The 18,189-nt window shown below is 49.8% G+C and carries 14 protein-coding genes and 2 riboswitches; of the genes, 2 read left to right on the top strand and 12 right to left on the bottom strand.

Going from position 1 to position 18,189, the window contains the following annotated elements:
• Positions 1–117: 117 nt before the first annotated feature.
• Entirely contained in the window at positions 118–855 is a 738-nt protein-coding gene (locus IEW26_RS19925; RefSeq protein ID WP_188593597.1) for a MerR family transcriptional regulator, read from the bottom strand.
• A gap of 550 nt (positions 856–1,405) precedes the next feature.
• Between IEW26_RS19925 and IEW26_RS19930 the strand changes: the two genes are divergently transcribed.
• Positions 1,406–2,359: an L-lactate dehydrogenase gene (locus tag IEW26_RS19930; RefSeq protein ID WP_145405656.1), complete on the top strand. Its 954-nt coding sequence runs from the start codon at positions 1,406–1,408 to the stop codon at positions 2,357–2,359.
• 131 nt (positions 2,360–2,490) lie between these two features.
• Here IEW26_RS19930 and IEW26_RS19935 read toward each other — a convergent pair whose 3' ends face one another.
• The 6 genes from IEW26_RS19935 to IEW26_RS19960 all read right to left on the bottom strand — a co-directional run bounded on the left by IEW26_RS19935 (position 2,491) and on the right by IEW26_RS19960 (position 10,246).
• Positions 2,491–5,199: a PAS domain-containing hybrid sensor histidine kinase/response regulator gene (locus IEW26_RS19935; protein WP_188593598.1), complete on the bottom strand. Its 2,709-nt coding sequence runs from the start codon at positions 5,197–5,199 to the stop codon at positions 2,491–2,493.
• A gap of 311 nt (positions 5,200–5,510) precedes the next feature.
• Positions 5,511–6,242, bottom strand: coding sequence for an ABC transporter permease (locus tag IEW26_RS19940; protein WP_188593599.1), 732 nt, complete (start codon positions 6,240–6,242; stop codon positions 5,511–5,513).
• A gap of 1 nt (position 6,243) precedes the next feature.
• Positions 6,244–6,960 (bottom strand): ABC transporter permease, encoded by a 717-nt coding sequence (locus IEW26_RS19945; RefSeq protein WP_145405653.1) that lies wholly within the window; start codon positions 6,958–6,960, stop codon positions 6,244–6,246.
• Positions 6,957–7,871: an ABC transporter ATP-binding protein gene (locus IEW26_RS19950; RefSeq protein WP_111269269.1), complete on the bottom strand. Its 915-nt coding sequence runs from the start codon at positions 7,869–7,871 to the stop codon at positions 6,957–6,959. The genes IEW26_RS19945 and IEW26_RS19950 overlap by 4 nt, the downstream gene beginning before the upstream one ends.
• A gap of 120 nt (positions 7,872–7,991) precedes the next feature.
• Entirely contained in the window at positions 7,992–9,467 is a 1,476-nt protein-coding gene (locus tag IEW26_RS19955; protein ID WP_229729939.1) for a HAMP domain-containing sensor histidine kinase, read from the bottom strand.
• Between the two features lie 95 nt (positions 9,468–9,562).
• Positions 9,563–10,246: a response regulator transcription factor gene (locus tag IEW26_RS19960; protein WP_188593601.1), complete on the bottom strand. Its 684-nt coding sequence runs from the start codon at positions 10,244–10,246 to the stop codon at positions 9,563–9,565.
• Positions 10,247–10,477: 231 nt separating this feature from the next.
• Here IEW26_RS19960 and IEW26_RS19965 point away from each other — a divergent pair, with 231 nt between their 5' ends.
• Positions 10,478–12,241 (top strand): alpha-glycosidase, encoded by a 1,764-nt coding sequence (locus IEW26_RS19965; protein ID WP_188593602.1) that lies wholly within the window; start codon positions 10,478–10,480, stop codon positions 12,239–12,241.
• A gap of 173 nt (positions 12,242–12,414) precedes the next feature.
• Here IEW26_RS19965 and sdaAA read toward each other — a convergent pair whose 3' ends face one another.
• From sdaAA to IEW26_RS19990, 5 genes are all read right to left on the bottom strand, one after another.
• A complete protein-coding gene (gene sdaAA / locus IEW26_RS19970; RefSeq protein WP_188593603.1) occupies positions 12,415–13,341 on the bottom strand; it encodes an L-serine ammonia-lyase, iron-sulfur-dependent, subunit alpha in 927 nt (308 codons plus the stop codon).
• Positions 13,331–14,020, bottom strand: coding sequence for an L-serine ammonia-lyase, iron-sulfur-dependent subunit beta (gene sdaAB / locus IEW26_RS19975; RefSeq protein WP_188593604.1), 690 nt, complete (start codon positions 14,018–14,020; stop codon positions 13,331–13,333). Before sdaAB ends, sdaAA begins: the two co-directional genes overlap by 11 nt.
• Positions 14,021–14,133: 113 nt before the next feature.
• Positions 14,134–14,270, bottom strand: a riboswitch (glycine riboswitch).
• Positions 14,271–14,274: 4 nt separating this feature from the next.
• Positions 14,275–14,403, bottom strand: a riboswitch (glycine riboswitch).
• Between the two features lie 217 nt (positions 14,404–14,620).
• On the bottom strand, positions 14,621–15,712 hold the full coding sequence (locus tag IEW26_RS19980) for a LolA family protein (RefSeq protein WP_188593605.1): 1,092 nt from the start codon (positions 15,710–15,712) through the stop codon (positions 14,621–14,623).
• Positions 15,713–15,747: 35 nt separating this feature from the next.
• The gene (locus IEW26_RS19985) at positions 15,748–17,214 is read right to left on the bottom strand and encodes a HAMP domain-containing sensor histidine kinase (protein WP_188593606.1); all 1,467 of its coding nucleotides are present in this window, start codon (positions 17,212–17,214) and stop codon (positions 15,748–15,750) included.
• Positions 17,211–17,933 carry a response regulator transcription factor gene (locus IEW26_RS19990; protein WP_188593607.1) on the bottom strand — a complete coding sequence of 241 codons (723 nt, stop codon included), beginning with the start codon at positions 17,931–17,933 and terminating at the stop codon, positions 17,211–17,213. Before IEW26_RS19990 ends, IEW26_RS19985 begins: the two co-directional genes overlap by 4 nt.
• Positions 17,934–18,189 lie beyond the last annotated feature (256 nt).

An 18,189-nucleotide genomic window follows, 5' to 3' on the forward strand; every position in this document is an offset into this window, starting at 1 on the left:
GATCTCTGTCCCCTTTTCTATATTGGCAAACAGACAGATCAGCGGCTGGACTTCATGTTGTATTGGAGCCATTATATCAGGCTGGGCGGGTGAAATCACGATCAACGATTGAGAAGCTTATGCTTCCTTATGTTTTTTGGGCAGCAAGCCAAACAACATGCGAAGGGAAGAGATTTTGGACTTGCGCTTCCGGCCCTGATAACTGCGCAGATTCGTCACCAGCTCGCGGTCCCGTTCCTCCTCCAGCTTGTCATTCATCCATTGGCGCTGCTTCTCCATCTGCTCCTGAAGCGCAAGATGGGTCTCCGCAAGATGCTGAAGTGTCAGCTCAAGCTCATCCACCCGGTGCTGGAGCAGCTGCACACGATCATCCTGTTTAGGCTCTACAGCACCATAAGTAACTTCACTTACAAGCTGGCCGAGCCCTTCGTAGGATCGAAGCTGTGCATGCTGCTCCAGTCCTGACGGAGCTAACGAATCAGGCGACATGGTTTCTGACTGTTCCAACGCAGAGTCCTGCGAAGATGCTGCCGCAGGTGGCAGATCACTGGCGGCTGCACACTCCTGCTCCGAGCTTCCCTCCAGGACTTGCTCAGATACACCTCCGTTCTTGCCTCCTGCCGGGGACAGCACAGTGACCACCGCATCCACCAGCGGCATATTATGCTCCCTGAGCTCTGTCATCAGACGTTCAATGCACTCGATATCATCGGATTTGAACAATCTGGATTTATTCGCAGACCGTTCGAACCGATATCCCTGCTCTTCCAATGCTGCTGCATATTTTCGAAGAGTACTGGCGCCTATTCCCAGGCTCTTGGCCGTTTCCGTTGTTGCTCCTGCTTCTTCAATCATTGTTAATTCCCTCCCGTAACAAAGTGTTTTCGGTACGCTTCCATGATATGAAGTCTTTTGGCTTCAACGTCTCTGCAACAAACTGTCGTCGGATCGGGTGACCTTGCTCCTGCACACGAGTAGACCTGGAGTCAGATCTATCTGCCCATCATCCATCCGTGCACCTCTCTTGCTTGTCGATATGTATTCGTTCATCGGTCTGCAGATCCCTTTGACGGTTTAGTTCTATTTCTGCGGATTGGTAAGAACTTTTGTCAGGTATATATTTCGTACAAAAATCCCTTCATCCGACAAGCTGCGGGAATGCTGTCATGTCGAAGAGGGGATATGCAAATGCCGTCTAAATTTTGGTGTATGTATTTGATGTCAATATTGTTAACTCCATTACTCCAATACGCTCCCGCGACAGAGGGATTCATTGCTGTATTGCTTTTCCATGTGTTATCTTATGTAACGTGGAATTGAATTTTAGCATAAAATAAAGGACTATACTTAACATAATAATGATCAAGTAACGGATGAAATCCAATGTAAACGGAGGCTGAAGGCAGTGTTAGGCAAATCAGGTAAAGTAGCGGTGATCGGAGCAGGTCTGGTCGGTTCAAGCTGTGCATATTCAATGATTAATCAATCGATCTGCCGGGAAATTATGATGGTGGATCGGACGTATGATCGGGCTGTTGCACAGGCGTTGGACTTTTCCCATTGTATGGACTTCACGCATAATCGGACCAAGGTGTACGCAGGTACGTATGCTGATTGCGGCAGCATGGACGTGATCATTCTGACCGCAGGGGCTAATCCGAAGCCTGGACAGACGAGACTGGATGTACTGGAGGAAGCGGAGTCCATTGCCAAAGACATCGTCGTTCCCATTATGAACAGTGGTTTCAACGGTATCTTTGTGGTTGCCGCCAATCCTGTAGACATCGTTACGTATATGGTATGGAAGCTATCCGGGCTGCCGCGCGAGCGTGTCATTGGAACCGGAACCTCCATTGACTCGTCACGGCTCAAAACGCTGCTGTCCGAGGTGTTCTCCATCGACCCGCGCAGTGTGCACGGTTACGCACTGGGCGAACACGGGGAATCCCAATTTGTTGCCTGGTCTCATGTGACAATCGGCGGCAAACCGATCCTGCACATTCTGGAGCAGCACAAGGAGCGCTTCAAACATCTTGATCTGGACGATATCGCCAAAAAAACAAAGGATGCCGGCTGGGAGATTTTTACCCGCAAGGGCTCAACCCAGTTCGGCATCGGTAACGCCCTCGCCCATATTACCCGCTCCATCCTGAACGATGAGCATAAAATCATTGCCGTCTCCGCGATTCTGGAGGGAGAGTATGGACAACATAATGTCTGTGCAGGTGTCCCTGCCATCATTGGCGAAGGCGGCATTCAGGAGATTATCGAACTGAATCTTGACGGAGCGGAATATGACAAGTTTAATCGCTCCTGCGAAATTTTATCAGGCAATATCAACCGTCTGACCATCGCCTGAATCCTTAGTATTGAATAGGAATGCTGGGTAAAGGCAGCCACCCTGATGCCAGACGTACAATCAAAACAAGCAAAACAACCTCAATATCCACCACACCGTCTGTGGATATTGAGGTTGTTTAATTGTATGCATTAATTCGGAGCAAGCCGTGGTTCATCGGAAGGGCCCCATTGCTGCAAGACACGCTTTAACTCACTCAGCATCACCGGTTTGCTGATAAAGTCTCGCATACCGATTTCCAGACAAGCTTCCTTGTCTTCTCGTTTCGTATTGCCCGTTACGGCGATAATCGGAGGAATTCGATCCTCGGGGATAAGCCTGTGTAACAAATCGGTGGCCTTGAGCCCATCCATGACAGGCATGTGAATGTCCATCAGCACAATATCATAAGCATTCTGCGAGATTGCATCAATGGCTTCCACACCGTTGGTGCACACATCGGCCTGATAACCCAGCTTCTCCAGATATTCCTGCAGAATCTTTCGATTGACCGGATGATCCTCCGCCACAAGAATGCGCATGGCAACCTTGTCACTTTGACGTGTACGGTCATGCTGGAACTCACTCGCCGATTTCTCTCCTGACGCTTCCACCCGTGCGGCGGGTATCGCGAATCGGAAAATGGAACCTTTACCCTCCGTACTCTCTACACTGATCGATCCACCCATAATCTCCACAAGCCTTTTGGAAATCACCAGCCCCAGCCCTGTACCGCCGTACTTGCGGTTAATGACTGGATGCAGCTGGGAGAACGACTGGAACAGCTGATCCAGCTTATCCGCAGGAATCCCGATCCCTGTATCCTCTACAGCAAAATCCAGTACCGTATCTTCCGGTCTGCCGCCCTTGATCATATCAACCGTCACTTCAATGCTTCCCTGATCGGTGAACTTGAGCGCATTGCCAACAAGGTTCACCAGAATCTGGCGGATTCGCATCGCATCCCCTGCCATGTAGTCAGGAATGCTTGGATTCAGACGGAAGCGAATCTCCAGATGTTTCTCATCCGCGCGCGGCTTGAACAGCTCCGCGACCTGCTCCAGCATCTTGCGCAGCGAGAACGGCTCATAGGCCAGTGCCATTTTACCTGATTCCAGCTTACTGAAGTCGAGAATATCATTCAGAATATTCAGCAATGCATCGCCACTCTCCTGAATGATCTGTGCATACTCGCGCTGCTCCTCAGACAAGTCCGTGCCTACCAGCAGCTCGGTCATACCCACGATGCCGTTCATCGGTGTGCGAATCTCATGACTCACAAGCGACAGGAATTCCGATTTTGCCTGGGCAGCCAGCTCGGCCGTCTCCTTGGCACGAACAATCTCGCGCTCTCCGGTAACATCGTTGAATACAATAACTGCACCCCGAATCTGTCCCTCATCAATGATCGGAGTCACCTGATATTGGACCAGGAAGCTGCTGCCGTCTTTGCGCCAGAACACATCCTCCATCACCGACCGGGCATGTCCATCCATTACTGTCATATGGATTGGGCACTCCTCTTTAGGAAAATAGCTGCCATCGGCTCGGGAGTGATGGATAATGGGATGTGAGCTTTTGCCGATAAATTCATCGGCTTCATATCCAAACATTGAAGCTGCAGCCGGATTCATAAACATCGTAACGCCGTCTGTATCCAAGCCGTAAATGCCTTCCGTTACGGTATTCAGAATCAACTCATGCTGTTTGCTCAGCTCCTGAATCCTCTCCGTATACTCCTTGCGCTCCGTAATGTCGGATACGATGCCGTAGACACCGACCATTTCCTTATCTACAATAATCGGAACATTTGTTACCGATACTTCTATCTTGCGGCCGCTTGAACTAACGACACGTGTCTCGTAATATTGAGGCTCTCCTTGCTTCACAAGCTCAAAGAAGGCCTCTCCTTTGTTCTTTTCACTCTTCTCCAGGTTCGACAAGAATGATCGTCCGATCAGCTTGCTGCGCGGAATGTCCAGCATCTGCACCATATTGCTGTTCACCGCACTATACTTGCCTTCCAGGTTCAAGGAGTATACGGCAGCCGGATTATATTCGAACAATGACTTGTACCTCTGGCGGCTTTCGCGAAGACGCCGATCTGCATCCTTATGCTGAGTAATATCCCGGCTGATGCTGACAATCTGGCTAACCTCCCCTTGCTCTCCAGCTACGGGCTTCGCCAGTGTCTCCATCCAGATATAATGCCCCGCCTTATGCAGCACTCTCATCTTGCATCCATTTCCAATATTCGAAAGCTCCATTGGATCAGGATAGTCTCCCGGGTAACAGTAGGACTTGAACGATTTACCCGTAACCTCGTCCGGCTCGTACCCCAGCAGCGTATATACCGATGGAGAAACATATAACAACGTGCCATCCGTAGTACAGGTAGTTATCAGGTCTTGTGCATGTTCAGCCAGCACCTGATATTTCTCTTGTGTCTCCTGCAGTTCCCGCTCGATTTTCACCTTGTCCGTCACATCCTTGGCAATGCCGTAAATGCCGACAACCTCTGTACCTTCGGTAATGGGTATATAAGTAACCTGTGCATGCTTCACAGAACCGTCTTTATGATAAAATGCCATGGATTCACTGACTGAACGTCCAGCCAGCACCTCTTCAATGAATTGCTCTCGTCTTGTCTCACTTTCAGGCGGGCTGATGCGATCCCGACTCACCCCTGCAAGCTCTTCAACCTTGTAGCCGGATAACCGTTCGAATGAAGGGTTTGCATCGATATGGTTTCCTTCAATGTCCATGACATAGATGGCATCCGGGTGGTTAAAAAACAATGACCGGTAAGAGCTTCCCTCAGAAATAATTCGTTTCAGGGTTTCCGTTTTATTAAATTCCAAAGGCCTACCCCTCTTTTCTCAGCCAAATCTTCTTTTCACCTTTGTTCAAAATACCCCACTCTTGGCTGTAACAAGGCTTACCCTCGAATAACCATGTATGACCGACTAGAAACAGCTTTTTTTATTTTACCAGATTCCCGTCTCATTTTGCCTATATCCTATGATAAAATTCACAGCTATCCTGATGAAAAAAATGGAACTCATGTGGAAGCTAACAATAAAAAAATCTCCTGAGATTGCCCGCATACGAATAACGATGCGGCATTCCCAAGAGAGATATTGAATTTGGCACAACCGTTGTGACAAGCCCTTTATACTTCCTTTTTGGAAAAATAGATCATGCCAATGGCGATAAACAGGACAGCACTGCCTCCTACTACCGACAGAAGTGTACTTAGCGGAACATTGAATGCCCCGAATCCTGCTCCATCGATCGGAACCATCAGAATCATCGGCTGAGCCCATGGATAATAGGGTCCATACGTAGCTGAATTCGCAACCAGAATATTCGGAATGGTTAGTGCAAAATTTAAAGCCAATGGTGCGGCGAAGCTGCTCCAGATCAGAGAAACAAACATCTGCAATGCAGCCAGCGGTACACAAGCCAGAAAACCGAGCAGCAATCTGCCCAAAATCAGACTCCATGGGATAGGATCTGCCATGCCCTGGATCATACCTGTTAGTATAATACTGCCGAGCAGCAGCAGCTGTGTGCCAGCCACCAGAGCCATTACGATGGTGAATTTGCCCCAATATACACCTGCTCGTGTGAGTGGTAGAACCAATAACTGCTTCCAGCCGCCGCCTGCATGCTCGAATCGGCATACAAACGAAGTGAAGACACCTGTCAACATCGGCAGCAGCAGCATCCCATGAAGCATTACCATAACTGACATCAAAGCATTCCAATCCCCCGTAGAGGACAACAGACCGATAAGCAAGGAAATGAGCGGACTGATCAGTACAAGGAGCCAAACCGGCGATTTGGCCATTTTCAATCGTTCAGCAGAAAGAATACGAAAATAAGTCGTCGTAAAGCTCATGTCAGGCCACATCCTTTCTGCTGAAGTGCATCATACCCGTCAGCATAATCAGAATTCCCAAGCCTGCGCCCATGCCCGCGTACAAGTAGGGAGTCGGTGAACTCCATGCCATTTGCGCCCAAGCCAGTGGAAAGTGTGGGGAGATGGTTAAGGAGAACATGCCGGTAATGGCAAGAATAATGCCGAATGTAACCGGCAGCGCCTGATTTTTGGATACCAGCGTAAACCACAATTCAATGGACAATACCGGAAGCGCACCGGCCAGAGGCATTAGTCCGAGCTTCAGTGCCTGTGCCCAAGGTATTTCTTTGGCATCGAAGCCAAGCACCAGTCCTAATCCAATAACACCAGCCGTCAGCAGCAGACTGGAGATGATCAGCAGCACGCAAGCCAGCAGGAACTTTGCCAGATAGACCGCAGGTCTGGAGATGGGCAGTGCGAGCAGCTGCTTCCACGAGCCCTGCTCATGCTCGATTCCGGCAATCATGGAACTAAGGATTGTCGCACCCAGCATTAATGCAAGCGGTACGAAAATAAAGACGTTGCCCAGCAAACCACCCCACAGGTTACCTGCGTACTGCTCTTTCAAATAATCCAGCCGTAAACCGAAATTCAAGGCCTGCATGGCCGTTAATCCGATTGGAGCCAGAAATACCAGAAACCAGATGCCTTTCCCACGTATCTTGAGCCAATCCGAAGATAATGCACGCCCGGTCATACAGACGCCCCCTCACCAATAACACGCAGAAACAGATCCTCAAGAGACTGGCGCTGTTCTTCCACCCGATACACATCATGCTCCTGTTCAATCAGGCGGCGAATGAGAAGGGCGACTGCAGTGTTATCCATATAAGGGAACGTTAGCACTGCGCCCTGCTGCTGACCGAATTGGCCCTGTTCACGAGCCAGTTTAATCGCTTGCTCCGGCGCTGATACCATAAGTCTAATGGTGCTTCCAGTCTGGCTTTGCAGACTTGCGATGGTATCCTGCAGCACCATTTTGCCTTCCCGAATGATGCCGACACGGCTTGCCATCTGCTCCACTTCACTCAGCAAGTGACTGGAGACCAGTACGGTGATGCCATGCTCGAGCGGCATACGTTTGATGAGCTCACGAATTTCCTGAATACCTGCCGGATCGAGTCCGTTGGTCGGCTCGTCCAGTATGAGCAATTCGGGATCACCCAGCAGTGCACTGGCAATACCCAGACGCTGCTTCATACCCAGGGAGTATCCTTTGACGGCCCGTTTGGCATCTTTGGTCAGATCAACAATAGACAATACCTCGTCAATTCTGGACTTGGGCACGTTGATAATACGGCGCAGCACTTCAAGATTCTCCACCGCATTCAGATGTCCATAATAGGATGGGTACTCCACCAGAGAACCTACACGGCGCAAAATGTCCATCCGTTCCTTGCGAATATCCTTGTCAAAGACACGGATGACACCTTTGGTTGGTTTGATCAAGCCGAGCAGCATGCGGATGGTTGTTGTTTTACCGGCACCATTCGGACCGAGGAAGCCGTAGATATCTCCCTTTTTAATATGCAGATCAAGTTCACGGACCGCTGCACGGTCCTTGTATGTTTTCCATAAATTTGCCGTTTGAATAATATTTTCACTCACTATTAATCACCTCGGAACTATCGTAACCCTCCAAGGTTAAGGCAAGCCTGCGTGCAAGTTTAAGATTGGTTTAAAAAGAGGCTCGGTATAGCGGCTAGACATAAATGATAGAACAATCGTCTATTCTCCCAACTGCCTATCCTTCTCTCCGCTATATAGATAGGTACGGACACCTGTCTCGGAACTGTCTACCCGTTTGCGCAGACCCATCTCGCGAATTAACAAATCGACGATCGACAGACCAAGCCCTGTACCCTTCGTTCCTGAATCCGGCTGAATCCCCGGCCCATGATCCTCAATGACCACGGCGGTTTTTCCCTGCACCTGCTCGGTCGATATGCGGATATATTTGCCGCTTGCCGCGTGACGAACTACATTTTGAAACAGATTATCCAGCACACGCCTCATTCCCTGCTCATCCACATCCCACATCAATGGTGCTTCCGGCAGATCAATATCAATCTCAAAGTTCTCCTTCTCCCACACGGGATACCATGAAGCCACGGCTTCTCTGACCATACGCAGCACATCCTTCTGCTCCAGCTTCAGCGTGTACCTTCCACTCGTCAGCAGATTATAGGAAAGCATATTGTCTATAAGCTCACTGAGATCCTGCATCTTCTTTTCCATACGAACCAGTGCATGAATGCCCTGCTCGCTGAGATTTTCTTTGTGCAATGCATGCATATGTCCGCGAATAACCGTCAGGGGGGTGCGCAGATCATGAGAGAGTCCGGCAACCAGCCGTTTGCGAAGCTGCTCCTCCTCCCGCTCCCGCTGAATGCTGTCCGTCAACCGATACACCATCTGATTAAAGGATTCCTCCAAATGCCCGATTTCATCCGATCTTCGGATATGGACGGGATTCGGAATACCCTCAAGATCCGGGGCAGCCATCGCCGTCTGAAGGTGAACGAGCCGCTTGCGGATTTGAGCGAAAAACAGAATAGACAGCACGATGAATAAAACAAAAACAAGCAGCATAACTACGCCAAAATAAATGAATTCTACTACCCCGCTACTGGACGTTTTTTGAATGAATTTTCGAGGGACCTCGATCACCATGAATCCTTGTCCTTTGTTTTCATTTCCACCTCCAATATAAGCAACAACGGTTAGTGGATCGCGATAGGGCGCCTTCTTCATGAACTGTATTGCATAATTCGCCGTCCATGCTGCAGGAATTAGGGTCTCTTCGTCCTCTCCAATGGCGGAAGGCCACTTCAGTGTGACATCGGTATCCAAGGTCCCGGGCATGACCTGTGAAGCATCAGATGACTTTGACTCCAACACCCGGGCTTCTTCGCCACCAAGAATCAGCACCGTTCTGCCTTCTGCATTCACACGATACATGGCCGATCTGGGGTACTTCACCTGCAGCTGCTTCATTCGTGTATTAATCATCTGATCCGATGCCCCATCCAGCTTCTTGGATTCACTAGCCCACAGATTGGTAATGTTATCAGCGTTTCCGTAAGGAGCGTCTGTACTATCACTGGTGTTGCTGATGACCACAATGAAAACCGATGCTACCAAAGGAACCACAACAGGCACAAACAACACAGCCGCCAAAATGAGAAGCATATATCTTGTCATCAAAGAGCGCCCGAACTTCATTTTGAGGCGTACGGCGGGCTGTGAAATCGCGTTCCGTTCCAATCTCCTTGCTTTTCGTTGCCGGAGCCAGCTGATCATGGCTTCTTCACGCGATATCCTACACCACGCACCGTCTGAATAATGACCGGGTTCGCTGGATCAAGCTCCAGCTTCTCCCGCAGATGCCGGATATGTACCATCAGTGTCTTGTCTCCATCCAAATAAGATTCGTTCCATACCGCCTCATAGATCTGCTCTTTGGTGCGAATCATCCCCATATGTCTGAGCAGATACGCGAAGATGTGAAACTGTTTGCCGGATAAAATAATTTCCTCTCCCGTCTGCTCGTTAACGATCCGGTTATCCTTCTCATAGATCGCCAGATGATCCAGCTTCAAGACATTATTGCTGGATACAGCCGCACCTGCCTTGCGCAGCTGCACCTCAATGCGGGCAGCAAGCTCGTCTGGATGAAATGGCTTGGTCACATAATCATCGGCAAAATCAAGCCCATGCAGCTTGTCGTCAATCGACGTTCTGGCCGAGAGCATGACGATTGGCACAGCAGGGTACTCTTTTTTCAAACGCTGACCGATTGTAAATCCATCCAGCCCTGGCAACATAACGTCCAGTATCACCAGAGAACAGCCCGCTGCCGCCTCAACAGCACCCTCTCCGCTGCCGAGCCACGTGACCTCATAACCGCGGTCCTCCAGATCCTCTCTTACCCACGTCGCAATTTCGGTATCGTCCTCAATGTATAACAATTTGTTTTTCATATATGTACTCGTTTCCTTTCACTACCCTTTGGGTTAATGATATATCTGGGCGAATTCTCATATCCGCATCACTTCTTCATCACAGATGAACTGCCTTCAGGGTTATTATAACGCAATCTGTGTTGACGTAATATTATCCGAATCATTCAGCTTCAAAATAGTCCGAGAAGAATTACATATGCCATACTCGCTTCTGCATATCCTATACACATCTGACGGGAGGAATTTCACATGCTGCTCGAAGCCATCTTTCACCAACCCAAACGGAACTGGGCCTATGCCTATGACGAGGATACCATTCGCCTGCGCCTGCGTGCCAAAAAGAATGACTTGACCGAGGTTTATGCCCTGACCGGGGATAAATATGCGTGGGAGGAAACACGAGATATCGTGCCGTTGACCAAATTCACGTCAGATTCCATGTTTGATTATTACGAGGGGGAAGTGAAACCTCCATATCGTCGATTGAAGTACGCTTTCTTGCTCAAAAGCGGAGATGAACAGATCTGGATGACCGAAACGGACTTCCAGGAAGAGGAGCCGAATGATCCGGGCCGAATGTTTCAGTTCCCTTATATTCATGCAGGAGCTGTATTTACACCCCCGGCTTGGGTGAAGGATGCGGTATTTTATCAGATTTTCCCCGAGCGGTTCGCGAATGGCAATCCTGCCATCAATCCCGAGAAGGTTGAGCCTTGGGGCGGTGAGCCTACACCGTTTAATTTTTTTGGCGGTGATCTTCAAGGGGTGATGGACCATCTCGATTACCTTAGTGAACTGGGGATTAATGCAATCTACTTTACTCCCATCTTTGAGGCTACGACAAACCATAAATACGATACTGAGGACTATCTGCGCGTGGACCGCCATTTTGGTGATGCAGATACGGTGAAACGTCTGGTCAAGCTCTGTCACGAACGAGGCATTCGTGTGCTGCTGGATGCGGTATTTAACCACTCTGGCAAAACATTTGCCCCATTCCTCGACGTGCAGAAGCACGGTGCGGCATCCAAATACAAGCACTGGTTTCACATTCATGAATTTCCGCTGACCGTGAAGGATGGCATTCCAACCTATGAGACGTTTGGCTTCGAGCCCCATATGCCCAAGCTGAATACCGAAAACCCCGATGTCAAAGCCTACTTGCTTGAAGTAGCCGAGTATTGGATCAAGGAGATCGGTACGGACGGGTGGCGTCTGGATGTAGCCGATGAGGTGGACAATGCTTTCTGGCGTGATTTCCGCCGAGTCGTGAAAGCAGCCAACCCCGACGCATACATTCTGGGCGAAATATGGAATGAGTCCTCTTCCTGGCTGCAGGGTGACCAGTTTGATGCCGCAATGAACTACCCTTTTACGGCAGCTGTGAATGCTTTCTTTGTTGAAGATAAGATGCATGCTGAACAATTCGCCCATGCTATCGGTCGCCAGCTGTCCCGATACCCGCTTCAGGCGAGTGAGGTAGCCTTCAACTTGCTGGACAGCCATGACACCCCGCGCCTGCTTACGTTGTGCGAGGGAGATCAGCGCAAGATGAAGCTGGCCGCATTGTTCCAGTTCAGCTATATGGGAGCACCATGCATCTATTATGGTGACGAGATTGGTCTTGACGGGGAACATGATCCGTGGTGCCGCAAATGCATGGAGTGGGATGAGGCGAAGCAGGACAGGGAACTGCTCAGCTATTATCAGAAGCTGATCGCCCTGCGTCATTCACATCCAGCTTTGCGAGCCGAAGGCACGGTTCGCTTTTTGCAAGCCCGTGCGGGCGGCAGTCAGCTTGTGATGGAACGCAAGAGTGATACCGAGCGCATTCTGGTGCTGTTCAACCGCTCGCAGGAAACCGCCATCGTTGAACTGGAGGCAGGCGATCAGCCCTGGACCGAGCTGTTTGAAGGCAATCACCGCACTGCTATAGACCAAGGGGTTCTCGCCATTGAACTGCCTGCCTATGGCTATGCCGTGATGCGTACGGAACTGGCGGAGCAATATTAATAGCCAGATTATCGCCTGGCATGGATTGAGTATATGTTCAAGCAAAAGCTCAGATCCACCAACGGGGCAGACAGTTCATATAAAAAAAGCGTCCATCATAACCTGATCTGTTACACAGGTGGATGGACACTTTTTTTCATGTGTTTTTGTGTTCGTTGTAGTCTTGTTTTACCTTAATCCGTACCCGGGATTTCAGGTGTACTTTCCGGCTCTGCCCGCTTCGCCTTGGGTTTCGCCAGCTTCTCCATCATTTTGCGGCCTGTAGGGGTCTGGGCCAGCCCACCCTGCGCTGTCTCACGATGACGGCTAGGCATCGCACTGCCCACCTCCAGCATGACATCAATCACTTCATCGGAAGGAATGGCGCTGCGTACGCCTGCCAGAGCCATATCCGCCGCAGCCAGTGCAGTAACGGCACCGAGTCCGTTACGCACGATGCATGGAATCTCTACCAGGCCGGCCACCGGATCACAGATGAGGCCCAGTGTATTTTTCAAAGCCAGCCCGACCGCATGCACGACCTGCTCCGGCGTGCCGCCGCGCAGCTCCACCATCGCACCCGCAGCCATACCGATCGCAGACCCCACCTCGGCCTGACAGCCGCCCTCCGCACCGGAGATAAAGGAGTTGTTGGCAATAACGTACCCGATAGCCCCAGCACAGAACAGTCCGTTCACCAGATGTTCATCCGTCCAGCCAAAGCGTTCCTGAGAGCTGATGAACACACCCGGAATAATACCGCAGGAGCCCGCTGTTGGTGTAGCCACGATACGTCCCATGGAAGCATTCACTTCCGATACACACAAAGCATAGGCCATAGCAAGTGCAGAAGCGTCACCGGAGCAGGTCTCCCCGTGGCGAATGTATTCGGCCATCTTTTTCCCGTCTCCACCCGTCAGTCCGCTGCGGGAAGTTGTATCCTCAGTGAGCCCCTTGCGCACGGCTTCCTTCATGACCTGATAATATTCCGACATCTGCTTCACCACGTCTGCCTCCGGTGTGTTCGTCTCCTGCACCTGCTCCTCAATCATCAGCTGCGCGATTGTTTTGGACTCCGCAGTGCAGATCGCGTTTAATTCATGCAAATGCTTAAATCGCATTCGGGTCACCCCCTCTCTTCAGATCAATCACACGAATGTCCAGCACATGATCCAGCAAACGCAGCTTTTTCAGAACCTCTTCACTCGGAGGAGCATCCATCTCCATCGCCGTCAGCGCCTCTCCATCACGCGCCTTTCGATCCACCTGCATATACCCGATGTTCACTCCAGATGAGCTAATCGTTGAAGTGACCAAGGCAAGCACGCCTGCTTTGTCCGCATGCCTTAACACTAATGTCGGAAATTCCCCACTGATCTGCACGCGAAAATCATTCAGCGCATGCACCGACACACTGCCGCCGCCAATGGAAGCCCCCATTAATGAGCACTGGCGTTCACCATGCCAAAGTTCAATTTTAACCGTGTTAGGGTGGGGAGCAGGTAGACCGCTCGTATAAAACTCAACCTCCATGCCCGCTTCGGCTGCATACTGTTCTGCATCCGGTATCCGCGGATCATCCGTAACATAATCGAGCAGGCCGCCAATGAGTGCCAGATCTGTCCCGTGTCCCTGGTACGTATCCGCAAATGATCCGTATAGCGTGAGCCGCGCACGTTCCGGTGTGCATCCCAGCCATTGGCGGGCAATACGGCCCAGCCTTGCAGCACCCGCTGTATGTGAACTGGATGGTCCTGTCATTGACGGACCGATTATTGAGAAAACATCTTTAAATCGCACGTTGTAACCCTCCAATTGGTTTCGTCATCGTTAATCAGACAAGACCGCCATAATGTTCCTGATTTACTGAATGATGACATCAAAAAAGGACAGAAGAAGGCCGTTAGCCCTCTCTCTGTCCTTGATACCTGAGAGTTTCATGATCGCAGCAGCGTCAGAACAAAGTCAAGTACGTTCCAGTACCCGCCTATTACCGAGCTGATCAATCATATACCCCTTGGGTGGCGCTTCTTCTGCGCACTCTCCAGAGCTGCGTCCAACGATGGTACATTTACCTGAGAGATTAACCGCTATGCCGGGTGCATAACAGCTTGCTCCTTCGGTGCCTGAACCCGGCCTGTACATTACGTGCAGTCCGCTCAGGTCTCTCCCGCTCGTTATCATTCGCTTTATTCTGTTATTTCATTACGAATCACGCTTGTGGCATTCATTCAATCATATACAGATTAATATGCCGCTCAATTTATGTCAACTAAAGTGACGCAACATGCCTGTTGTAATAAAAAGGAATCCCTGACTGTCAGAAAGTAAGGATTCCTTCGTTTCTATAATAATATGCATTGTTCACTGATCTTGTTCAAGGCTCACTATTCACAGATATTATTTGTTTGGCTTTGCAAGCTGGAGTTCATCCGCCCACGACTGCAGCTTCTCCTGTGTCCAGGAATCATTTTCTCCCATGATCGAATATCTCAGACCTGCCTCACTCCATGACAAATTGCGAATCACGGACATGTACGAACCATCGGTATCACGGATTGTTACTTTCTTTTCCTCTGGCAGCAGGTTTTCATCTACATTTTCCTCAGGTGCCTGGAATACGGTTATACTGATCTCGGGCTTGTTATCCTTCACATAATATAACGTTACCTCATCCCGGCTTTCACTCACGGACGAAGTCATCTCGATTCTCGACAATTCCAGTTCCTTCCCTGCATATTGCAGGAACGGCTGGCCCACTGCCTTCTCTGCTTCTTCCAGTGTTATCTCCTTGTTGTCCATCACATCATTCATCTTTTTGATCTCAACATCTGCAGGAATGTCCAGCGTAAATGTCTTGTCCGTGAATTCAGGATTGTATTCAATCAGGTCATACAGCACCTCCGATTGGTTATCCCCGTACGTACTGGTCGCTTTAATTACCATCCACTTCTTGGGGTCTATCCAAAATTGGGACGACATCGACAGGGAATTTTCATCCTTGGGTGTTAGTTCAATGTGAATTACTTCATGGCCTTGAAGCGTTTCCTGGCCCAGCGTCTTCACGTTGTGGGAATCACGCATCCGTTCCAGTTGATCCACCAGCATCTGCTTTTGGGTTTGGTTAGGCTCTTGCTGAAACGAGGAGGAGTCCATCGAAAAAGCGGTCTTGGCCTCTTTCTCATAAATCAGAATCTCTGATCCGTTATGAACCGCATAACTTACATTTCCATCTTCCTCTGTCTCAATCCGCTGCTGTCCGGTATTCCCGTCTACCCACTCCTTCACCTGTACGGTATTCGTGATTTCCCCATCCGTCCACATCTTCAAAAGACCTTCCGCATAGTAGGAAGCCGGCTCTGACTCGGCAGCAATAATCTTCTCAATCATGTCATCCCCCGACATGCCAAGCACCTCCTTTTCCGAACATCCTGCTAACATTGAAGTGGCAATCAAGGCAACTCCGAGCAGCTTCCACCCTTTCTTCATCATAACGATCATCCTCCTTCTTTAATTTCTGTGTATCGTTACAGTTCCGGCAATCGGCACACAGCCGCAGTCCCGTATTGTTCCGAGGACCACATGCGCATATCCCCTCCATGCTTTAATGCAATCCTTCTGGCTATGCTTAATCCCAAGCCCGAGCCTCCTGCGAAGCCGTGTCTCTCCTGCTTGTGATATTGAACATACGGCTCGAAAATTCGCTCCAGCTGTTCTGGCGGAATCGCAGGACCTTCATTTTGAACCACCATGATCGTTGCCCCGGTTCTGTAAGGGTCAAGCTCCGCTCCGAGTAACGGATTCATCCATTCGGGGAGTTCCTCCACTGAATCAATTACGGCGAGTCCGATTCTACCTTCGGGAGGCGTATAACGAAGCGCATTATGCACCAGATTATCGGTCAGGCGCATCAGTGATTCAGGATGAATCCGGTAGAGATGATTCGTGCGTACAGACACCTGCATGTTGTAATGATCACGTTCCGCAAGTCCTCCGTAACTGCCCAGCAGCATCTCGAAAAACTCTTCCCCTTCCACCTCAACCATAGCAAGTTCCGAATCACTGGAGCCAAGCGCTGTATACATCTCAAGCTCACCGATCATCTGTTTCATACGTTCCACATTTCTCGCAATAACATCTCTATACTCCTGTTTCTCCAATCGTTCAGAACGGGTGTCCATGCTGATTGCCTCCGCATAAGCACTGATGGACATCAACGGTGTTTTCAGGTCATGAGACAGGGACGCCACAATCATCTCTTTTTCTTTTTGCTGCTTCTCCACCTCTGCCTGCGTCTGCCTGACCGTTTGCTGCATCGCATCGAACTGCTGCAGCAGCGTACCCATCTCATCGTTCCGAATGTTTGCCCGCACAACATTCGGTTTTTCTCCACGGGCAAACGCATGCATCCTGTCCATCAAAACTCTCATGGGAAAGAATAGCTTTCGGGATAGCAGCCACAACACCGTCCCATATAACAGTACAAAGAATAAAACGGCTCCACTGACAACCCAGGTTGTTCGAATTGATATGCCTTCAAGCCAATCCTGTCGCAGCATCGTTATCTCATAAATGCCCGCCAGTTCTCCATGATTCCAGACCGGTTTCTTCACCGAAAATGTACGGTGACGCATCTGCAGGTTGTACAGGTTCCGGTATAATTCAGAGCTTCTTACCGTGTATCCACCTGATGACCGCGCATCCCCGCCAGAACTGTACACCCGAATGCCAGAGGGCAAATACAGATTGAAGCTCACCTGTTCACTGGCAAGCTCAGGGAGAATTTGATGATGCTCGAGAGACTGCAGCTGGTAGAGCTCTGGATTATCCAGCGCCTTCTCTATGGGAGCGAAATGTCCGGATAACTCCACGTATTCAGCTACTGCGCGCTGACTTTCATAATAGTTATACAAGGAAAACAATGCCCAGCCTGCAGCCACAGGCAATAACATGACAATCAGGAACGCAAGCATCAGCCAATATTTCAGCTTCATTCGATCCGCTCCCCAATAAAGCGGTAACCGCTGCCCCATACGGTTTGAATCCAGCGCGGCTGATGCGGCTCATCTCCCAGCTTTGCTCGCAGACTTTTAACGTGTACAGTGACTGTGCTTGAGCTTGCCTCTGCCGGCTGGCCCCACACATGTTCATAAATCTCCGTTTTCGTGAATGCCCGGCCTTGATGCGAAGCCAGCAGCATAAGCAGCGCTCCTTCTTTTCCCGTCAGCTGCAGCTCGGTACCATTAAGCATCACCTGCTGATTCAGCGGGTGGATGGATAATCCGTCATTGTACTGCTGAAGAACAGAACTGGATGAAGAACCTGACTGCCTCCCCTGATATCTGCGATATCTGCTCAGGTGGGCCTCAATCCGGGCTGTAAGCTCGGCCAGGCTGAAAGGTTTCGTGATATAATCATCGGCACCCAGGCCGAGCCCCTTCAGTTTGCTTTCCTCCTGGTGACGTGCACTCATGATTAATACGGGAACATCACTGATTAGTCTGACATGTTTGCATACGGTAAATCCGTCCATCTCCGGCAGCATCAGATCAAGCAAAACAAGCTGATACTCCCCCTTCCTGAAATCCTCCCAGCTCTCCAGTCCACTTGATGCCCAGGTTACGGCATATCCTTCACGGCGCAGATGATCCAGCAGAATACGGGCAATTTCCGGGTCATCCTCTACCAGCAGTATGTTATCCTTGTCTGTCATTGCGCTTTCATCCTCCCATGCCTAAAGTGTAGCGAAGAATCCATAAGATTCTGTAAAGTTAATACTTTCTTTATAAATGCCAATTACGCACAGTTTTAGAAGGAAAATAACCCCGTTACATGCTTCATGCCTTGCATTTTTGTTATTTCAGGTCAAACCTCACTATAGATGTTACCCCAAATGTTGGAAAGAGTTTATTGAATTTAGACAAATAGGGTGTTAAAATAAATTAAACAACGTTTTAAACAATGTTTAA

This window comes from Paenibacillus silvae, assembly GCF_014639235.1.
GTDB lineage: Bacteria > Bacillota > Bacilli > Paenibacillales > Paenibacillaceae > Paenibacillus > Paenibacillus silvae.